This window comes from Acidimicrobiia bacterium, from assembly GCA_030584185.1.
GTDB lineage: Bacteria > Actinomycetota > Acidimicrobiia > Spongiisociales > UBA11373.
On the sequence record CP129495.1, the window covers coordinates 500,791 to 516,575 of the forward strand.

Here is a 15,785-nt window from a genome sequence, read left to right on the forward strand (position 1 = left end):
GCTCAGGGGGCGGCTAGAGCGCCCAGTGCCCGTTCGACGAAGACCGCCGCCATCCACTTTCGGTAGCGAGAACCGAGGTCGGCGTTGTCGAACGGTCGCACCGGCTTGGCGGCCAGCTCGGCGGCGGCGGCGATCGTCTCCCGATCGAGCCGGCGCCCCAGGAGAAGGGCCTCGGCGTCGACCGCCCGCAACGGAGCCGGCGAGACGGCGCCGAGCACGATCCGAGCGTCCGACACCGTGCCGTCCTCCGCCAGCCGGACTCCGGCGGCCACGCCCAGCATGGGGAAGTCGACAGCCTGGCGACGGCGCAGCTTCAGGTAGGTGGTGCGGAGGCCGGCGGCCGGCGGCACCAGCACCTGGGTGAGTATCTCGTCACGCCTCCTGGCCATGTGGTCGATCCCGTCGGGCCGGTAGAGATCCGAGACCGGAAGCACCCGCTCCCCCGCCGGCCCGACCAGGCGTACCGACGCCCCGGACACGATCGCAGCCGGTGCCAGGTCGGATGACGAGATGGCGTAGCAATGGCTGCCCTTCGGAGCCACCCAGCAGACGTCTCCGCCGGCCTTGAGGCACGGTCCGGAGGCCGTGCGCCACTCCTCGGTGACGTTGATGAAGGCGCATCGGGTATCCACACACAGGTTGCCGCCGATGGTGGCGGTGTTGCGGATCTGGGGCGACGCCACCAGGGCGGCGGCCTCCCGCATCGCCGGCGACACCTCGGTCGAGTCGGCCACCTGGGCCAGCGGTGTCGACGCCCCGATCACCGTTGTCCCATCGGAGGCGGTGTCGATCCCGAAAAGCCCCGGGATCCTCGCCAGCGACACCAGCACCCCCGGGTGCACCTGGCGGCGCTTCATGTTGGGAAGCAGGTCGGTTCCGGCACCCACGGGCACCGACCCGGGATGAGCGGCGAGCATCTCCAGGGCTTCCCCCACACTCGCCGGGAAGAGCACCTCGAAGGCGGGGAGCCGGATCACGCCGAGAACCCTTCGGGCGGGTCGACGGAGATCATGCGGCCGTAGTCGAACTCCGGGATGGCTTCCGGTCCCACCCTCCCGGCGCCCCCCTTTGCCAGATCGCGCAGTGCTCGCACCACCTTGTCCGGCGTGATCGGGACCTCGTCGATACGAACTCCCAAGGCGTCGTGGATGGCGTTGGCGACCGCGGGGATCACCGGGAGCAGCGGCCCCTGGCCCACCTCCTTGGCCCCGAACGGCCCCTCTGGATCGTCGGTCTCCACGATGATCGACTCCACCGGCGGCATGTCGAGGAAGGTGGGCATCTTGTAGTCGAGCAGCGATGGCCCCCGGTGGAGGGCGTCACGAAAGGCGTGCTCCTCCATCAGGGCCTCCCCCAGGCCCATGTACACACCGCCCTCGATCTGCCCTTCGACCAGGGTGCGATTGAGAGCGCGACCGACGTCGTGGGCCAGCCAGACCCGGTCCACGGCGACCATCCCGGTGTCGGGGTCGCAGGTGACCTCGACCACCGCCGCCGAGTAGGAGTACGCCGGCGAGATGCCGACGCCGGAGCCCTTGTAGGGCCCGGCGAGCTCGGGTGCCCGGTACTCGCCCGAGGTGGAGAGGGGGCCGGAACGGGCCACGGCGGCCCTCACCGCCTCCTCCCACGACATCCCCTTCTCCGGGTCGCCTTCCATCGAGATCCTGCCGTCCTCGGCCACCAGGACGTCGGGGCTGGTGCCCAGCTCGGCCGCCACCGCCTCGAACACCAGGTTCCGCATCTTCCCGGCGGCATCCAGGGCGGCGTTGCCCGCCATGAAGGTGACCCGGCTCGAGTATGAGCCCAGGTCGACCGGGGTGAGGTCGGTGTCGGCGGTCACCACCGCCAGGCCGCTCGGATCCAAGCCGAGCACCTCGGCGACGATCGTGGCCAGCATCGACGTCGAGCCCTGGCCGACGTCGGCGGCCATCGAGAACACGGTGACCCCGCCGCCGCGGTCCACCTTGATGTTCACCTCCGACTGGGGCATGTCGTTGAAGTAGATGGGGAGCCCCGCACCGGAGAGATAGGCCCCGACGGCGAGGCCGACACCCCGTCCCGCCGGCAGCCGACCGTGCTTCTCGGTGAACCCCGAAGCCTCGACGACCCGATCCAGGCACTCGGCGAGCCCGCAGGAGGTGATGCGCAGGTGGTTCACCGTCATCGTGAACGGCTCCACCAGGTTCCGCCTCCGGATGGTCACCGGGTCGATCCCCAGGTCCTCGGCGGCGGCATCCAACTGGCATTCGATGGCGAACCTCGGCTGAGGAGTGCCGTGCCCCCGCTTGGGGCCGCACGGCGGCTTGTTGGTGAAACAGCGCACGCCCTCGAAGCGATAGGCGGGGATCCGGTAGGTGGAGGTCTGCAGGGCGCCGGTGTAGTAGAGGGTCGCCGCTCCATACGACCCGAAGGCCCCCCCGTCGAGATGGGTCCTGAGGTGGGCGGCGGTGATGGTCCCGTCCGACTTGAAGCCGGTACGGAGCCACATCAGCACCGGATGACGGCCGCGATGGGAGTAGAAGACCTCCTCGCGGGTCAAGGTGATCTTCACCGGCCGCCCGGTCTCCATCGAGAGGCGGGCGGCGGCGATCTCGTGGGAGAAGGGGTCGGTCTTGCCACCGAAACCGCCGCCCACGGGCGTGGCCACGACGCGGATCCGGCCGGTTGGCATCTCCAGGACCCGGGCGAGGGTGCGATGCAGGTAGTGCGGCACCTGGGTCGAAGACCAGATCGTCACCCGCCCGTCGGGCCCGTGCGACGCCACCGCGCAGTGCTGCTCCAGGGCGGCGTGGGTGTTTCCCAGGAAGTCGTAGAGGTCCTCGCGAATGTGGTCGGCCTCGGCGAACCCGGCATCGACGTCCCCGAACTCGAGGGCGGCCCGGCGGTGCACGTTGCGACCGGAGCCGTCCCCGTGGATCAGGAGGCGATCGGAGCCGGCGTCGAACACCGAGAGGGTCTCCTCCAACGGCTCGTACTCGACTTCGATCAGGGCCAGCGCCCGGGCGGCGGTCTCCGGATCCCGGGCGGCAACGGCGGCGACCGGCTCGCCGACGTAACGAACCCGGTCGAGAGCCAGGGTGTGCTCGTCCTGGCTCACCGGGAGGATTCCGAAGGTGATGGGAAGGTCGGCGCCGGTGATCACCGCCTCCACCCCATCCAGGGCGCGCGCCCGGGAGGTGTCGATCCTCACGATCCGGGCGTGGCCGTGAGGGCTGCGCAACAGCCGGCCGACGAGCATCCCGGGAAGCGAGATGTCGTCGGCGAACACGGTGCGTCCCGTCACCTGCAGACCGGCGTCGACCCGAGGCCGCCGGGTGCCCACCACCGAGAACCCATGACCCTCCATCACCCCTCCTCGGCGGCGAGATGGACGGCGTCGAGGATCTTGGAGTACCCGGTGCAGCGGCACAGGTTCCCGGCAAGCGCCTCCCGAATCTCATCCGTGGTCGGCGACGGGACCCGCTCCAGCAGACCGGTGGCGGCCATCAGCATGCCGGGGGTGCAGTACCCGCACTGAGCGGCGCCCAGTTCGGCAAACGCACTCTGCAGGGGACTGAGCACTCCACTGGTCTCCAGGCCTTCGACGGTTCGCAACTCCCGGCCTTCGACCGAGCGAGCGAGCGTGAGGCAGGACAGCACCGGCACACCGTCGATCAGGACCGTGCAGGCGCCGCACTCCCCCAGCTCGCAGCCGTGCTTGGTTCCGGTGAGGCGGAGGTCTTCGCGCAGCACCTCGAGCAGCGTCCGGTGGTCTTCGACCAGGACCTGGTGTTCGTCACCGTTGACGCGGAGTCGGAGAGGGCGACGGGTCATGTCCCCGACGGGACCCGCTCGTCGCGGCGAACGAAGGTGCGACCTTCGGCGAGCCTGCGGGCGGTGCGGTCGTACGAGGCCTGTTCCACGACCCATCCGTCGCCATCGGGGAGGACCCGCCCCACGGCCTCCATCATCCCCGAGGTGTGGCCGATCCGGTACAGGCCGTCGGGTGCCGGCCGGGTCACCTCGGCTACGACGCTTCCGGGGAGGCAGGCGGCAACGGCGGTACAGGCACCGACCGTTCCCGGATAGGCCTTGTGGAGCATCGGCGGGCGACCACCGATCACCCTCGCCACCAGGTCTACGTCGGCGGCGGCGATCCGCTCGCCGGACCCGTACGCCGTGTACTCGACCGGCGAAGCCACCATGGTCGGGATCGGTGTCAGGCCGTCGAAGGACACTCCGATGAGGCGGGCGGCGGCCTCCTTGACCGCCTGCACCGCCGAGAGGTCGGTGGTGTCACCGGGCGACTCGGCGCCGGTCATCCCCACCGCCGAGGCAGCCACGAAGACGCACAGGTTGGCCAGGTCGACGATGGTGGCGTCCACCGGGCCGAACTCGGTCTCGAGGCGGTCGCGGGTGTTCCCGGTGGGAAGAAGCGCCCCGGTGAGCCCTCCCGCCGTGCGGCTGTAGTCGAGGGCGATGGCGGCGCCGGTCCCGGGGACTCCGTCCATGGCGAACTCGCCCCGGACGGCGGCCTTCCCGTTGCGCACCGGGACCCGCGCCACCAGCACCCGCGAGGTGTTGGTGTTGTGGATGCGCACGACGGTCACCGGCTCCACCACCGGCACCAGGCCTTCGTCCACTGCGAACGACCCCACCGCCGCCGAGATGTTGCCGCAGTTGATGTCGTAGTCCACCACCGGCTCGGTGATGCTCACCTGGCCGAAGGTGTAGTCCAGGTCGGCGCCGGGGATGCTCGGGGGGCCGATCACCGCCAGCTTCGAAGTGAGGATGTCGGCGCCACCGAGCCCGTCCACCTGGCGAGGATCCGGGCTGCCGAACACCTCGAGGACGAGGCGGTCACGCTGCACACCGAAGGGCGGCAGGTCTTCGCTCTTCAGGAACACGGCCTTGCTGGTGCCGCCGCGCATCAGCACGAAGGGAAGGGACCGCTGCTCGGCCCCGTCGCTCACTTCACCAACACCTGCACCGTGCACGCCGCCCCTTCGATGCCGACCGCCTTGCCGCCACGACAGTGTGCCAGACCGACGCGGGCACCTTCGATCTGACGCTCACCGGCCTCACCCCGCAGCTGGCGCACCAGCTCCACCACCTGAGCCACCCCGGTGCCGCCGAGAGGATGGCCCTTGCCGATCAGCCCTCCGCTCGGGTTGATCGGAAGCCGTCCGCCGATGTCCGCCTCGCCACGCTCCACGGCGGCGGGATACCCACCCTGAGGGAACAGGCCCAGGCCTTCGACACGCAGCACCTCGGCGATGCTGAAACAGTCGTGAACCTCGGCGAAGTCGACGTCCTCGGGACCGATCCCCGCCTTCTCGTACGCCGCCTCGGCGGTCTTGCGGGTGAGGGGCTCGAAGGTCATCGAGGTCGGCTCGGTCTCCACCGATCCGGTGAAGAGGGTCGAGGCGGCGAGCCGGACCGCACGCCCGTTGCCAAGGCGCTTGAGCATGCGATCACTCACCAGGATGGCGGCGGCGGAGCCGTCGGTGACCGGCGAACAGTCGAGAAGGTTGAGGGGGTCGGCGATGGGGCGCGATTCGATCACCTCTTCGATCGTGATCTCCTTGCGGAAGTGCGCCAGCGGGTTGGCGGCGGCGTGGCGACGGTTCTTGACCGCCACCGCAGCCAGCTGCCGGCGGGTCATCCCGAACTCCTCCATGTAGCGACGGGCCCGCATGGCGTACACCGAGGGCATGGTCGCCCCCACGGCCGCCTCGGGATCGCTGGGATCCGGGGTGAGCGCCCCGGCGAACCTCGTCGTCAGATGCTCGGTGCCGACGGCGAGCACCACGTCGTGCTCGCCGGCACGGATGGCCAGGGACGCCTCACGGATGGCGGTGGCGCCGCTGCTGCAGGCGTTCTCGACGTTGGCCAGGGGAAGCCCGGCCATCCCCACCTGTGCCAGGATCCGCTGGCCGGTGACCATGCCCTGGAACACGTGGCCGCAGTAGGCGCCTTCGATCAGCCGGGGGTCGATGCCGGCGTCGGAGATGGCCTCGAGCAGGGCCTTGGCTCCGAGCCCGGCGGCATCGTCGTCGGGATGCTTCCCGAACCGGGTCATGCCGACGCCGATGATGTGCACGCCGGTCACTTGCCCTCCTCCGTTCCCACCGGGCGGAAGCGATACCCGAACAGGGTCTCGCCGTCGTCCCCGGTCCCGAATGGTTCCACCGCCAGCTCCAGGTCCATGCCGATCTTGACCTCTTCGGGATCGATACCGGAGATCTGGGTCATGATGCGGACACCCTCGGGAACGTCGACGTAGCCGAGGACGTACGGTACCGGGAAGGCGGGAACCGATTGGCGCACCACGGAGAACGTGTAGAGCTTTGCCGTGGTGGAGAAACGGACGGTCTCCAGATCGGTCCCCAGACAACCCGAGCACGCCTCCCTGATCGGGAAGAAGTGGGCGCCGCAGTTGCGACACCGGCTGCCGAGCAGCCGCCCGCTGCCGTCGGGGAGGATCTCGAACTCACCCGGTCGAAAAGAGACCGGGGCCGTGTCCCGATCGGTAGCAGTCACCATCGCCTCCTCAGTCTGTTCGGGGTGGCTTGGAACCCCGTCGCCGGTCGGTGTCGGTGGGCGGGTCGACGCGACCGAGGCGCGCCCGGTGGCCACCCGACACCCCGACAGCCGTCCGGCCGTTCGGTTGGATCAGTTTCCTCGGCCCCTCGCTGCCCCGTCAATGGGGCGAACGGCCCATTTGCCTGCTCCACTCACACCATGGCGCCCTCCGTCCGAGTCGAGTGGTGTCGACGCATCACCTAAATGAAACATCTGGCGGATTGTCGCCGGGCTTTCCCTTTGGGAGCCTTTGTCCAACCGAACGGCCGGACGGGTGACCGCTCCGACCTGTTCTGCGCCGCCTGGAGATGGAGGACGCGATGGCCGAGACCGACCGACAGCGCGAGGACGAGCTCCTCTACGACTGGAACCTGAGTGGCGGGAACGCCCCGCAGCGGCCCACCACCGTGGAACTCGACGACGAAACCCTACGCGACGGCCTGCAGAGCCCGTCGGTGCACCAGCCCGGTCTCGACCAGAAGCTCGAGATCCTCCACGCCATGGCACCCCTCGGGATCAAGTACGTCGACATCGGTTACCCCTCTGCCAGCCCGGTGATGTTCTCCGACGTGGTCGGGCTCGCCCGGGAGATCGCCGCCGCCGGGCTCGACATCGAGGCCAACTGCGCCGCCCGCTCCCACAAGAACGACATCCTTCCCATCGCCGAGGCGCAGCAGCAGTCGGGTGTGCCCATCGAGGCGTCGATCTTCCTCGGCTCCAGCCCGATCCGGCAGTACGTGGAGGGCTGGGACCTCGACTTCCTCCTCCGCACCACCGAGGAGGCGGTGAAGCTGGCCCGGGGCGAGGGGCTGGAGGTGATGTTCGTCACCGAGGACACCACCCGCGCCCATCCCGACGTTCTGCGGCAGGTCTACAAGGTTGCGATCGAGTCCGGTGCGCGCAGGATCTGCCTCTCGGACACGGTCGGTCACGCCACTCCCTGGGGGGTCCGCTCCCTGGTCCGGTTCGCCCGCGAGCTGGTGGCCGACACCGGCGCCGAGGTGAAGGTGGACTATCACGGGCATCGCGACCGAGGGCTCTCGGTGATGAACTCGCTCGCCGCCCTGGCCGAGGGCGCCAACAGGGTGCACGGATGCGGCCTCGGCATCGGAGAACGCTCCGGCAACACGCCGATGGAGCTGCTGCTGGTCAACCTCAAGCTGCTGGGATGGCTCGACGCCGACCTCACCGGGCTTCCCACCTACTGTGACGCCGTGTCTCGCGGCACCAAGACCCCGATCGCCCGCAACACCCCGGTCGTGGGCAGCGACGCCTTCGAGACCAGCACCGGGGTGCACGCCGCAGCCGTGCTCAAGGCCCTGCGCACCGGCGACGTCTGGCTCGCCGACCGCATCTACAGCGGGGTGCCGGCCGCCGAACTGGGCCGACAACAGTCGATCACCGTCGGGCCGATGAGCGGGCAGGCCAATGCGGTCGCCTGGATGATGCAGCACGACCTGGAGCCCGACGAAGGGACGGTGGAGCGCATCCTCGCCGCGGCGAAGGCCTCCGACCACGTCCTCACCGAAGCCGAGATCGAATCCCTGCTCGGGGTGGACGCCGCCTCGTGAGCGACGACACCCCCGACACGTCCGAGCGGATCCGCCGGGCGGCGGCGCGCCTGTTCCGGACCCGGGGCTTCAACGGCACCTCGATGGCGGACCTGGCAGCCGAGGTGGGCATCACCAAATCGAGCCTGTATCACCACTTCCCCAGCAAGCAGGCCCTGCTCTCGGAGATCATCGAGTTGACCATGGGAAGGGTCACCCCTCTCGTCGAGGACGTGGCCGGCTCGAATGCGCCGGCGGCCGAGCGCCTGCATCGGGCGCTCACCCTCCACACCAAGGCGACCCTGATCGACCGCGACTACGTGGCCTGCTTCATCGAGGAGGGGCGATACCTGGCTCCCGAGTTCATGGAGGCGCATCTGAAGAAGCGGGACGCCTACGAGCGCAACTTCCGCCGCATCCTCGAGGACGGCATCGCCTCCGGGGAGTTCCTTCCCCACGACGCCCGGATCTCGGCGATGGCCCTCCTCGGCATGTGCAACGCCTCGGTGCGCTGGTACCGGCCCGAAGGGGACCGAACCCCCGACGAGATCGCCCGCCAGTTCGCCGACCTGGCGGTGAGGGGCGTGGCGGCGCAGCAGGCGGTGGGGGCCAAAGCCTGATGCCGGGTCCGCTCGAAGGCATCGTCGTGCTCGACCTGTCCCAGGGGGCGGCCGGGCCCACCTGCGCCATGCACCTGGGCGACATGGGAGCCGAGATCATCAAGGTGGAACCGCCTGGGGGTGAATGGGGTCGCGGCCTGGGGCCGCCTTTCCTCGACGGTGTGGCCGCCTCGTTCCTGGGCATGAACCGCAACAAGCGAGGTGTGGTCGTCGACCTCAAGGAGCCCGGTGGCGCCGAGGTGCTGCTGCGGCTGGCCGAGGGCTGCGACGTGGTGATCGAAAGCTTCCGACCCGGCGTCGCCGACCGGCTCGGCATCGGGTACGAGGCGATGTCCGCCCGCAACCCGCGCCTGGTGTACGCCGCCATCTCGGCGTTCGGGCAGTCGGGCCCCTGGCGGGACCGGCCCGGCGTCGACGGCGTGGCCCAGGCCATGAGCGGGATCATGAGCGTCACCGGAACCGCCGACGGGCCCCCGGTCAAGGTGGGGGTTCCCGCTGCCGACATGGCGGGCGGAGCCTTCACCTCGCAGGCGCTGTTGGCGGCCCTGGTGGCACGGGGCCGGACCGGAGTCGGGCAGCGGGTGGACGTCTCTCTCCTCGACTCGCTGCTCGCCTTCCAGGTGGTGCCGCTCTCGATGTTCTTCGCCGAGGGCGTGCCTCCCCGGCGTCTGGGAAGCGCCGCCCCGTACGCCGCTCCCAACGAGGCGTACCCCACCAAGGACGGGTTCATCATGGTGGCTGCCTACACCCCCACCAGATGGCCCGCACTGTGCGGTGCCATCGGCATGCCCGAGCTGGCGACAGATCCCCGCTTCGACGACAACGCAAAACGCGTCGTGGCCCGCCGCGACCTGGCCGAGGTGCTGGAACCGGTGTTCCGCACCAGGACCACCAAGGAGTGGATCGAGATCCTCGACGCCGCCGACATCCTCTGTGGGCCGCTGCTCTCCTACCCGGAGTTGATGGCCGAGGAGCACGTGGCGACCGGAGAAGCCGTCGTCGCCGTGGAGCATCCGGTCGTGGGAACGGTGCACAGCACCACCGCCCCCGGGCGGTTCTCGGCGACCAGGCCCGGCCCCGGCACGTCGGGCCCGGTCCGGCCCGGCGAGGACACCGTCGCCGTTCTCCGGGAGCGCGGCTTCGGAGAGGACGAGATCGCCAGACTGTTGGCCGACGGGGTGGTACACGACCCCGGGAAAGGAGCAGAGAACCATGACGGATGAGACATCGGTCGAAGAGCTGGTTCGGTTCGAGATCGTGGAGGAGGGCATCGGGGTGCTCACCCTCGACCGGCCCGAGGCGCTGAACGCCCTCACCGTCCCCATGCTGGAGCGGATGCGCGACCTGCTCCAGGCCATCGGGTCCAACCCGGGGATCCGGGTCCTGGTGCTTCGGGCCGAGGGCGAGAAGGCGTTCTGCGTCGGTGCCGACCTGAAGAGCCGGGCCGCCGAGTACGAGGCGGGAACCGTGCACGATCCGCTGGGCCTCCTGGTGCGCCAGGTGTTCTCGGGCCTGGAGAACCTCAACGTGCCAGTGATCGCCGCCATCCAGGGGTACGCCCTCGGGGGCGGCATGGAGATGGCACTCGGATGCGACCTGCGGGTGGCCGCCGACACCGCCAAGGTGGGATTCCCCGAGGCGAAGGTGGGAAGCCTCCCCGGGGCCGGCGGAACCCAGCGCCTCACCCGACTGGTGGGCCCAGGGTTCGCCAAGGAGATGATGTTCACCGGCGATCAGTTCGACGCCGCCACCGCCCTGCGGATGGGCGTGGTCAACCGGGTGGTCCCCGTCGCCGAACTCCAGGATCGAGTGATGGAGATGGCCCGTACCATTGCCTCCCGGGCGCCGCTGTCGCTGGACCGGATCAAGGCGCTCATCAATCGGGCGCCGGACATGGACATCGAGTCGGGTCTCGACTTCGAGTCCACGTCACATGCGGTGTTGCGGGCGAGCGAAGATCGCAAGGAGGGGATCCAGGCCTTCGTGGAGAAGCGCCCGCCCCAGTTCAAGGGACGTTGAGGAGGACGGCATGAACGTGAAGGATCGAGTCGCCATCATCACCGGTTCCGGCCAGGGCATCGGCGCCGGCATCGCCGCGGTGCTGGGGCGGGCCGGAGCCAAGGTGGTCGTCAACGACCTGGCGGCGGACCGGGTGGAGTCGACGCGGTCGGCGCTGGAAGCCGAGGGTGTCGCCGTCGCCGGAGTCGCCTCCGACATCTCCACCGCCGACGGTGCCGCCGCCCTGGTCCAGGGCGCCATGGACGCCTTCGGCAGCGTCGACATCCTGGTCAACAACGCCGGGATCGCTCGCGACAAGTACCTGGTGAAGATGTCCGAGGAGGACTGGGACGACGTGTTGCGGATCAACCTCAAGTCGCAGTTCCTGTGCGTACGGGCTGCGGCTCCCCACATGATGGAGCAGAAGTGGGGCCGGATCATCAACATCTCGTCGCGTGCCTGGCTGGGCGGGCCCGGCCAGTCCAACTACGCCGCCTCGAAGGGCGCCGTGATCAGCCTGACCCGCTCGCTCGCCCTGGAGATGGCCCGCTACGGGATCACCGCCAACGCCATCGCCCCGGCACTGGTCGACACCCCGTTGTTCCAGGGTCTCGCCGATGACGTCAAGGAGCGCCTGGTGAAGACGATCCCGTTGGGTCGTGTCGGCCAGCCCGAGGACATCGGCAACGCCGTCTTGTTCTTCGCCGCCGAGGAATCCTCATACGTCACCGGTCAGACCCTCTACGTGTGCGGCGGTCGCAGCCTCGGGGCCGGATGAGGGGAGCCGTCTCATGCCGATGACGCTTGCCGAGAAGATCCTGGCGCGAGCCGCCGGGCGCGACTCGGTGAAGGCCGGGGAGTTCGTGGTCGCCGACGTCGACCTGGCGCTGGTACACGACATCTTCGCCGCCCGCGTCTTCGACACCCTGCGCAAGGTCGGGTTCGACAAGGTCTGGGATCCGGACAAGGTGGCGGTGGTGATCGACCACATGGTCCCGGCTCCTACCGCCGAGGCCGCCGACGTCCATCACCGGATCCGTGAGCACGTGAAGCGTCTCGGCATCGGCACCTTCTACGACTCGGGTGAGGGCATCTGCCACCAGCTGCTCCCCGAGCAGGGGCACGTCAGGCCGGGCATGCTGATCGTGGGAACCGACTCCCACACGACCACCTACGGCGCCCTGGCGGCGGCCGGCACCGGGATCGGCACATCGGAGATGGTGTACGCCATGGCCACCGGCCGGCTCTGGTTCCGGGTCCCGGAGACCCTGCGCTACGAGTTCTCCGGGGCACTCCAGCGGGGAGTCTCGTGGAAGGACGTCATCCTCCATCTGGCGGGAACGTTCGGTTCGGACGGCGCCCAGTACCGCTCCATGGAGTTCGGCGGGCCCGGAGTGGCCACGGCCGATGTCTCCAGCCGGCTCACCGTGAGCAACATGGCCCTCGAGATGGGGGCCAAGTTCGGCCTGTTCGCCGCCGACGAGATCACCGCCGAGTACCTGGGCGAGGCGGACACCTCGTGGGCGCCCGACCCGGGAGCCGCCTACGAGGCGGTGCACCAGATCGACCTGAGCACGCTGCCTCCCCAGGTGGCCCTCCCCCACGACGTGGGGAACGTGACCGCGGTCTCGGATGCCGCCGGCATCGTCATCCACCAGGCCTTCATCGGATCGTGCACCAACGGGCGCATCGAAGACCTGCGGGCGGCGGCGGCGGTGCTGGCCGGGCACAAGGTGGCCCCCGGTGTGCGTCTCGTGGTGGCTCCCGCCTCGCGCAGCGTGCTGCTGAAGGCGATCGAAGAGGGCGTGGCGGAGACCCTGGTACAGGCGGGCGCCTCGATCCTCGCTCCGGGCTGCGGGCCCTGCTTCGGCGGCCATGGCGGGCTCCTCGGACCGGGCGAACGCTGCATCGGCACCCACAACCGCAACTTCATCGGCCGCATGGGCAGCGCCGAAGCCGAGATCTACCTCGCCTCTCCGGAGACGGTGGCCGCCTCGGCGATCGCAGGCACGATCACCGACCCGCGAGAGATACAACGATGAGCGAGAACATGATCCGGGGACGCGTGTGGCGTTTCGGCGACGACATCAGCACCGATCTCCTCTCCCCCGGGCAGTTCGCCCTGGACCCTCTGGAGGTCCGCATGCGCCATGTCCTGGAGTCGATCAACCCTTCCTTCGCCCAGGACGTGAAGCCGGGAGATGTGGTCGTCGCCGGTGCCAACTTCGGTTGTGGCTCGTCACGCGAGACCGCCGCCGAGAACCTGAAGGCCCTGGGCGTGGCCTGTGTCGCCGCCGGGTCCCTGTCCCGGATCTTCATGCGCAACGCCATCGCCGTCGGGCTCCCGATCCTGATCTGTCCGGGCATCGGCGATGCCTTCGCCGAGGGTGATCCGATCGAGATCGATCTGGCGGCGGGTACGGCAACCAACACCGCGACCGGCACCACGTGTACCGGCGAGGCCCTGCCCGAGGAGATGAGACGGATCCTCGCCGCCGGAGGGATCCTCGAGGTGCTGCGCCTCGACGGCGGCACCCGACCGGGCTGAGATCCGCCGAGCGCTACAGTCCAGCGCAGTGATGGCCGCTCGCTCCGACAGCGACGCCACGGTCCGCACGAGGTTGGAAGACCTCCTGGAGGTTCTGGGGCGAACCGACGATGCCATGGTCGCAGTCGACGGCGATCTGCGCATCGTCGGCTGGAACGCGGCCGCCGAGCGGCTCCTCGGATACACCACCGCCCAGGCGATGGGACGATCCTGTCACGAGGTCCTCGCCTGGCGCGATCGCTGCGGCGACGGCATCTGCGGGCCCGAGTGCCCGGCCGCCGGGCCCGGCGATCCCGACGAGATCGTGGCGACCACCGAGGTGATCGGACGAACCGCCGCCGGACGCAGCCTGTGGCTCACCGCCACCAGCATCGTCCCGCCGCCTGAGATGCGATCCGAGTGCCGAATGATCCACCTGGTGCGCGAGGTGGGGCTCCCACCAGAACTGGAACGCCTGGTGGTGGAGCGCCTCTCCGGCTGGAGCCCGGCCATCGCCGCCGATCCGCGCCTGGAGACCCTCACCCGACGCGAGCGGCAGGTGCTCGAGCTCCTGGCCGACGGTCTCGATGGCGCCTCGATCGCCGAGAAGCTCTTCGTCTCCCCCGCCACGGTGCGCAACCACGTGCAGCACATCCTGCGCAAGCTGCAGGTCCACAGCAGGCTGGAGGCGGTCTCGCTGTTCCTGCGCGGCCGGCCCTGACCCGTCCCACGCCGGGAGATCAACCGCCGGCCGGGTAGGCCTTCATCAGATCGGCAGCGAGCATCACCAGGTCCTGACGGGTCCGACCCTCGAACGAGCGCCCGGCAACGGCGTCATAGGCACCGCACAGGCGGAGGCCCTCGCTCCCCGGAATCACCTGGTCGGCCATCTCGAAGACGATGTTGTCTTCCTTGCCGATGTGGGAGCGGATGAGATCGACGTAGGCCCGTCCCGCGGACAGCAGCGAGGCGACAGCCCCGGCGTCTCCCCGGCCCAGCTCGTCGAGCGACTCGGCCATCTGCCGGATGTGAGCCCGGCCCAGGCCGTGCTCGTAGAGCATCACCGCGATCGGCCCCCCATCGGTCGGAATCCCCTGACTCTCCATCTCGGGGAAGAGCAGGTCCTCCTCCTTGGCGTGATGGAAGGCGTCGACGAAGAGGCGAAAGAAGGCGACGCATCGATCGAAGGTGACCAGATCCGGCTCCTTGCCTTTCTCCGCCGCCGTGGTAATGGCATCGAGCACTTCCGTGACCTGGAGGATCAGCCGATGCTCTTCGCGGAGGCGCTCGGTCGGGGTCTCGGGTGGCATGATCCGATGCTAGCGAAGATCCCGGTCGTGTGCCTCGATCCATCCCGAACGTTCGTTTCACTTCATGGGAGCCCAAGAGAAGCGTACCCTTGTGCAGCGTCCGTGCTCGCCGAGTACACTCCTCACGGGGCGCTGGAACGACCGTTCTAGGAGGAACATGTCAGAACGCTTTTCCTGGCGCCTCGTCGAGGCGGGCAAGCCGCTGCAGCGACACGATGCCGCCGGACACGCCCCCGGGGCCGGAGAGGTCCTCGTCGAGGTCGCCGGATGCGGTGTCTGCCACACAGACGTCGGGTTCTGGGAGGGATCGGTCCGCACCCGGGGCGACCTCCCGATCACGCTGGGACACGAGGTCTCCGGAACCGTCGTCGAGGCCGGTGTCGGGGCCACGGAGTGGGTCGGCCGCCAGGTGCTGGTGCCTGCGGTGATCCCCTGTGGCGAGTGTGACCTGTGCCTGGCCGGCCGCGGCAACGCCTGTACCCGCCAGGTGATGCCGGGCAACGACATCGACGGGGGCTTCGCCTCCCACCTCACGGTTCCCGCCGGCTACCTGACCGAGATCCCGATGCTTCCCGAGGGCCACACCCTGGCCGACTTCGCAGTGGTGGCCGATGCCGTCACCACTCCCCTGCAGGCGGTGCGTCGCGCCCGGGTGGCCGCCGGCGACCTGGTGGTGGTCATCGGCACCGGCGGGATCGGCACCTACGCCGTGCAGATTGCCGCCGCATCGGGCGCCAAGGTGATCGCCATCGATCTCGATCCGGCCCGGCTCGACCCGCTGACATCGCGAGGGGCGGCGGCCACCATTTCGGCGGGCGGCCTCGACGCCCGGGCGGTGAAGGACCGGGTTCAGGAGATCGCCTCGGAATGGAACCTGGCCCGGCATGGCTGGAAGATCTTCGAGTGCTCTGGGCACCCGGCCGGTCAGGAGACCGCCTTCGGCTTGCTGGGCACCGCCGCCACGCTGGCCGTGGTCGGGTTCACCCGGGAGAAGGTGTCGATTCGCCTCTCCAACCTCATGGCGTTCGACGCCGACGCCTTCGGCACCTGGGGCTGCCCGCCCCATCTCTACCCCGAGGCGGTGGGCCTGGTCGCCACCGGGAAGGTCGAGGTGCTTCCCTTCACCCGCAAGGTCCCCATGGACGACGCCGAGGAGGCGCTCGCCCAAGCGGCGGCCGGGACCGACCCCCGCCGCATCATCCTGGTTCCCTGAAAG

At 69.5% G+C, this 15,785-nt stretch carries 16 protein-coding genes; 9 read left to right on the forward strand and 7 right to left on the reverse strand.

Annotation, left to right across the window (positions count from 1 at the left end):
- Positions 1-2: 2 nt before the first annotated feature.
- The 6 genes from QY307_02575 to QY307_02600 are packed head-to-tail and all read right to left on the reverse strand — an operon-like array spanning position 3 to position 6,525.
- Positions 3-977, reverse strand: a complete 975-nt coding sequence (locus QY307_02575) for a xanthine dehydrogenase family protein subunit M (protein ID WKZ83154.1) — start codon at positions 975-977, stop codon at positions 3-5.
- Positions 974-3,346 carry a molybdopterin-dependent oxidoreductase gene (locus tag QY307_02580; protein ID WKZ83155.1) on the reverse strand — a complete coding sequence of 791 codons (2,373 nt, stop codon included), beginning with the start codon at positions 3,344-3,346 and terminating at the stop codon, positions 974-976. Before QY307_02580 ends, QY307_02575 begins: the two co-directional genes overlap by 4 nt.
- Positions 3,346-3,813, reverse strand: coding sequence for a (2Fe-2S)-binding protein (locus QY307_02585; protein WKZ83156.1), 468 nt, complete (start codon positions 3,811-3,813; stop codon positions 3,346-3,348). Before QY307_02585 ends, QY307_02580 begins: the two co-directional genes overlap by 1 nt.
- Complete coding sequence (locus QY307_02590; GenBank protein ID WKZ83157.1) at positions 3,810-4,952, reverse strand: PrpF domain-containing protein; 1,143 nt, start codon at positions 4,950-4,952, stop codon at positions 3,810-3,812. The genes QY307_02585 and QY307_02590 overlap by 4 nt, the downstream gene beginning before the upstream one ends.
- Positions 4,949-6,091, reverse strand: coding sequence for a thiolase family protein (locus QY307_02595; protein WKZ83158.1), 1,143 nt, complete (start codon positions 6,089-6,091; stop codon positions 4,949-4,951). The genes QY307_02590 and QY307_02595 overlap by 4 nt, the downstream gene beginning before the upstream one ends.
- A complete protein-coding gene (locus tag QY307_02600; protein ID WKZ83159.1) occupies positions 6,088-6,525 on the reverse strand; it encodes a Zn-ribbon domain-containing OB-fold protein in 438 nt (145 codons plus the stop codon). Before QY307_02600 ends, QY307_02595 begins: the two co-directional genes overlap by 4 nt.
- A gap of 359 nt (positions 6,526-6,884) precedes the next feature.
- Between QY307_02600 and QY307_02605 the strand changes: the two genes are divergently transcribed.
- The 8 genes from QY307_02605 to QY307_02640 are packed head-to-tail and all read left to right on the forward strand — an operon-like array spanning position 6,885 to position 13,980.
- Positions 6,885-8,135, forward strand: a complete 1,251-nt coding sequence (locus tag QY307_02605; protein ID WKZ83160.1) for a LeuA family protein — start codon at positions 6,885-6,887, stop codon at positions 8,133-8,135.
- Positions 8,132-8,734: a TetR/AcrR family transcriptional regulator gene (locus tag QY307_02610; protein WKZ83161.1), complete on the forward strand. Its 603-nt coding sequence runs from the start codon at positions 8,132-8,134 to the stop codon at positions 8,732-8,734. The genes QY307_02605 and QY307_02610 overlap by 4 nt, the downstream gene beginning before the upstream one ends.
- Positions 8,734-9,957 carry a CoA transferase gene (locus QY307_02615; GenBank protein WKZ83162.1) on the forward strand — a complete coding sequence of 408 codons (1,224 nt, stop codon included), beginning with the start codon at positions 8,734-8,736 and terminating at the stop codon, positions 9,955-9,957. The genes QY307_02610 and QY307_02615 overlap by 1 nt, the downstream gene beginning before the upstream one ends.
- On the forward strand, positions 9,947-10,753 hold the full coding sequence (locus QY307_02620) for an enoyl-CoA hydratase-related protein (GenBank protein ID WKZ83163.1): 807 nt from the start codon (positions 9,947-9,949) through the stop codon (positions 10,751-10,753). Before QY307_02615 ends, QY307_02620 begins: the two co-directional genes overlap by 11 nt.
- 10 nt (positions 10,754-10,763) lie before the next feature.
- Positions 10,764-11,510: a glucose 1-dehydrogenase gene (locus QY307_02625; GenBank protein ID WKZ83164.1), complete on the forward strand. Its 747-nt coding sequence runs from the start codon at positions 10,764-10,766 to the stop codon at positions 11,508-11,510.
- Between the two features lie 13 nt (positions 11,511-11,523).
- Positions 11,524-12,774 (forward strand): 3-isopropylmalate dehydratase large subunit, encoded by a 1,251-nt coding sequence (locus QY307_02630; GenBank protein WKZ83165.1) that lies wholly within the window; start codon positions 11,524-11,526, stop codon positions 12,772-12,774.
- A complete protein-coding gene (locus QY307_02635) occupies positions 12,771-13,280 on the forward strand; it encodes a 3-isopropylmalate dehydratase (protein ID WKZ83166.1) in 510 nt (169 codons plus the stop codon). The genes QY307_02630 and QY307_02635 overlap by 4 nt, the downstream gene beginning before the upstream one ends.
- 31 nt (positions 13,281-13,311) lie before the next feature.
- Positions 13,312-13,980: a LuxR C-terminal-related transcriptional regulator gene (locus QY307_02640; protein WKZ83167.1), complete on the forward strand. Its 669-nt coding sequence runs from the start codon at positions 13,312-13,314 to the stop codon at positions 13,978-13,980.
- A 19-nt stretch (positions 13,981-13,999) separates the two neighbouring features.
- On the opposite strand, the gene QY307_02645 is transcribed toward QY307_02640, so the two are convergent.
- Positions 14,000-14,569: a hemerythrin domain-containing protein gene (locus QY307_02645; protein WKZ83168.1), complete on the reverse strand. Its 570-nt coding sequence runs from the start codon at positions 14,567-14,569 to the stop codon at positions 14,000-14,002.
- Positions 14,570-14,726: 157 nt separating this feature from the next.
- Here QY307_02645 and had point away from each other — a divergent pair, with 157 nt between their 5' ends.
- The gene (had, locus tag QY307_02650; GenBank protein WKZ83169.1) at positions 14,727-15,782 is read left to right on the forward strand and encodes a 6-hydroxycyclohex-1-ene-1-carbonyl-CoA dehydrogenase; all 1,056 of its coding nucleotides are present in this window, start codon (positions 14,727-14,729) and stop codon (positions 15,780-15,782) included.
- Positions 15,783-15,785: the final 3 nt, after the last annotated feature.